A 4,272-nucleotide genomic window follows, 5' to 3' on the forward strand; every position below is an offset into this window, starting at 1 on the left:
ACTTCGATCAATTGGCCGATGAGTTTTGGATTTTCCAGCCTAGCGGTCTTCAGCAGACCCGAAAGTCCTGAGAAAAGCTGCCCTTCTCCAGCCGCCGCCACGACAAGCTGGACCAGCACCCTTCCGGTAGGCTTGTCTTTGAGTAGGCCTTGGATGCTCTCAAAGGCGTGCACTGCATAGGCCTGAAACCGCTCATCCACCCGGCTTTTCCCGGATGTGAAGGCCAAGACCTGTGCAGCTCCGTTCACTCGTGCTTCGAGCCGTTCAGATAAAACTTCGTCCGGCTCACACAGCAAAATGATACGGCGGTCATAGACAGGTGCTTCGACCTCCAGCGCCACGTCCTGCTCCTTCCAAACTGGCTCCAGCAGCAGGGTATGGCTAGCTGTAACCACTGGTGTTTCCTCTGCTCTGGTAATCGTTGATTTGATTTCACTCTTTGTGCCTAAGCTTTTAGTCATTTGGGCTTCATTCCCCGGCGCCCAGTACCGCTCTTTTGCAAAAGGATAAGTCGGCAGCGGAATTCTGGAGTACTGTTCATTTGAAAACAAACGCTCAAAATCTAACGGATATCCTTGCACATATAAGTCCGCAATCGTAGTTAAAAACTCCAAATACTCACGGACATCACCTGCATTTTGACAGTTTTGAATACATTCATTTCCATATCTTTTCAAGGACGTTTGAATGCGTTGGTCTTTTTCATGCAGTTCAGAATAATAAACTTGAGAAGCACTGCCTTTATCCAGCCACCTTTTAAGGGACATAACAAGTTCACCTTGATTACGGGCAACACATGCAAGCCGATGATTGCAATGCTTTCTCCCAAGCAATAATGTATAGCTCATGTTACCGCAGTCTGCCTCAGGCTCCTGTTCGCAATAAGCAATCAGTTGCTCAACCTGGCGGCGTAATTGTTGAGAAGTTCGAGCGGACAGCGGGATGAAATACCCCGGCTTTTCAGAATGTCTTCGTTTCATACGTGGAGCCTCTTCGATAACCATATGAGCATTGGTGCCACTAGCACCAAAAGAGCTGACTGCGGCGCAGCGCTTGGCTTCAGGCTCAATCAGCCAATTTTGCAATTGCGTATTGACATAAAAAGGACTGTCCGCAAATTGAATATTGGAATTACCTGATCGAAAATGAAGTGAAGGCGGAATCTGCTCATGCTTTAGTGACAATAACAACTTGATCACTCCTGTGATTCCTGCTGCAATTTGCGTGTGACCGATATTCGTCTTAATAGACCCGATCGCGCAATATTCCTTCTTGTCCGTATATTTTCTAAATGTTCGCGTCAATGCCTGGTATTCAATTGGATCTCCCAACTTGGTACCCGTGCCATGTGCCTCCACCAATTGGATTTGCTCTGGATGGATATGAAAAGTATCGTACACATATTGCTCCAGTCGCTCCTGAGACTTCTGGCTTGGTGCAGTAAGTCCATTCGTAGTACCGTCCTGATTGATTGCTGAGCCTAAAATTACCCCATAGATATGGTCACCATCGGCAACTGCTTCGTCAAGCCGTTTGAGTAAAACCGCGCCAACAGCCTCTCCTGGAACCATTCCGTCTGCTCTGTCATCAAAGGTATAACAGTGCCCTGTGTGAGATAGCATTCCTGCCCTGTCACCATATAAATAGCAGCGAGGGGTCGTATGAATATACACCCCGCCAGCTAAAGCCATATCCGTTTCTCCAGACCATAAGCTTTGGCAAGCAAGATGGGCGGCAACTAACGAACTGGAACAAGCTGTATCTACAGCTATCGCCGGTCCGTGAAGATTCAAGTAGTAGGAAATTCTGGCGGGAATCACGGAGCCCATATGGCCCCACAGTGCTTGCGGAGGAAGGTCTTCACCCAGCAGTCGCTGGTAATCTCCTTCGGCACAGCCTACATAAACTCCACACCGACGTCCATCTATCCCTGCACCCGCATAGCCCGCATCCTCTAGAGCATGCCATGCTTCCTCCAGAAACAACCGCTGCTGTGGATCCATGTAGGTCGCTTCCAGCCCCGAAATATTGAAAAAAAGCGGATCAAACTTATCAATATCTTCCAGAAAACTTCCATAATTGCAGTAATTCGTGTTTTTTTCCTGGTATTTTGAAAGATCCCAGCGAGTTACCTCTTTTACTAAATCGTCGCCATTTTTAAGGTGGTTCCAAAGCTCATGTACATTATCAGACCCGGCAAACCGCCCGCTCATTCCAATAATTGCAATCGGCTCTCTTTGCGCTAAGCTTCTTCCTGCATTCTCCTGTTTGGGTCTCTCTGGCTCAATGGATGCTCTTACCGTTTGAACTGGATTGAAGATATACTCCGGTTCCTCAGGCGCTTGGGTTTCATGGCTCGCATCTTTCCCATCCTCAACTGGATCAGCATCAGCATTGTGTCCCAAGACTTGTAAAACGGTGTCGCCGAATTGGCTTAAAATGTATACCGTCAGCTGTTTGACCGAACTGTAATCAAAGATGTCTGTGGTCTGCAAATGAATGCCCAGCCCCTGATTAACATCCTGTACAAAGTTGACGCCAAGAATAGAGTCCAGGCCATAATCTGCGAATGACTCATGGACATCAATCATTGAAGACTCCACATTCAAGGCCTCAGCCAACTTCTCTACGATAAGCTCCCTGACATGCTCTTTAGCCATCTCATCAGTTACATCAGTAGCTGGTTGAATCCCTTTGTCACGCTGTTTCAATGGAGGCTTGCCAGGTTCAAGCTTCTGTTGATCCCGAAGTATGCCATCGCTTTCAGCCACAATAATTTGCTGGCCTACTTCATGCGCTTCCTGAGCGGGGAAGAAGACCGACCGGAACCCCTCGCTTTCCAATACCTCCTGCCAACGTTCAGGGTATAAACCGGGAGAGCCTGGAATGCGCAGCTCGGGGTCATTATAAAGCCACCATCCCTCCAACAGGCCAAAGGTTAGGTGGTTTAACAGCGAGTTTCCACTGATTTCATTGATAAGAATCAGGCCGTTTTTTCGCAGCGATGCTTTGACATTGCCTAATGTCTGCCGAATGTTCCTCGTGGCGTGCAGGACATTGGTGGCAATTGCAATATCATATCCGCCCGTGTCGATATCTTGTCTCACAGCCGACTCTTCCACATTAAAAATTTTATAAGTCAGGTAAGGATTTTGCGGGCCGTACTCTTTTTGCGCATGCAATAAAAATGCTCTGGATTTATCGGTATAACAGTATTCACGAATATGCTCCTGATAAGGTCGAAGCTTCCGGAAGAGCATCGCGCTGGTTCCTCCAGTGCCTGCACCAATTTCAATAATTCGAATCGACCCTGACGGGTCATGCTTAAGCCGTTCATTCAAGTAGGAAACTACAATATCCCCCAGCACTTCATTAAAGTAATCTGCTGCAGGACTATTTTTATATATACCTTCTACCAGCTTCATAGAGGACTGAGGAAAAACAATGTCAGTGGCAGGTATGTTTCCGGTCAAAATTTCCGGCAACTTGCGCAATGTTGATTCTACGAGTACAACCCAGGCCGAGAGATCCGGATTTTTCAGCCATTCCCCTTTCTTCAATTCCCATTCGTTCCATACAGCCTGCAGATCAACCAAAGCTGTATCCGTTACGCTATAAGAATCTCCTTTACGGTAAAAATAATGATTCCGCGCCAATACCTCTATGCTTTCTTCAAGCCAGCGATCGTATAAATTCAGCAATGCTGTTTGGGTTTTAAAATCATTAATCATAGCTTTCTTGTCCATATGTGCATGGGGGCATAATCCCATCAATTGCAAATACCCCCATAGTAGTCTGCATAAGACATCATTCATTTCCTTCATCTGTAAGCCTCCTCATCCGATTAGTCCCTCGCGTCGCCCTATCCTGTTCCGAGTAAGCTTGGTTGTCGACCATAGTCGAAGGAATTCTTTCGTATTCAGCCGCTAGATAAGAAATATCTGGCATTTTCTTCATTTTAACACTGGCTGAAATATGATTTTGAATATTCTGGATATATGAAGGAATAGCTTGGGAATAAGGATCGTCGCTTTTATTTCCATTCATTTGCGAACTATCTGCCGCTGTTTCAGGTGTTTTTTGATCAGCAAATATATCCGTTGGCTGTACAGCTTTGGGAGATTCAATGGAAGCCTGCTTGGTTTTAATATCCGTGATCCAATACCGTTCCTTTGCAAAAGGATAGGCTGGCAGGCTTATTCTCTGCGGCTTGGCATCTCCATAAAGCATGCTCCAATTCATCGCCAGTCCCTTTACCCAAAGATCCACTAT

The 4,272-nt window shown here is 46.5% G+C and carries 2 protein-coding genes; both read right to left on the minus strand.

Annotation, left to right across the window (positions count from 1 at the left end):
- The coding region (locus FKV70_RS25740; protein ID WP_142614967.1) for a beta-ketoacyl synthase N-terminal-like domain-containing protein at positions 1-3,824 on the minus strand (3,824 nt) is incomplete at its 3' end.
- A partial coding sequence (locus tag FKV70_RS26000; RefSeq protein WP_208738446.1) for a hypothetical protein occupies positions 3,808-4,272 on the minus strand: 465 nt, incomplete at its 5' end. The genes FKV70_RS26000 and FKV70_RS25740, both read right to left, overlap by 17 nt.

The sequence above is a fragment of the Paenibacillus ottowii genome (genome assembly GCF_006874425.1).
In the GTDB taxonomy this organism is placed as follows: domain Bacteria; phylum Bacillota; class Bacilli; order Paenibacillales; family Paenibacillaceae; genus Paenibacillus; species Paenibacillus ottowii.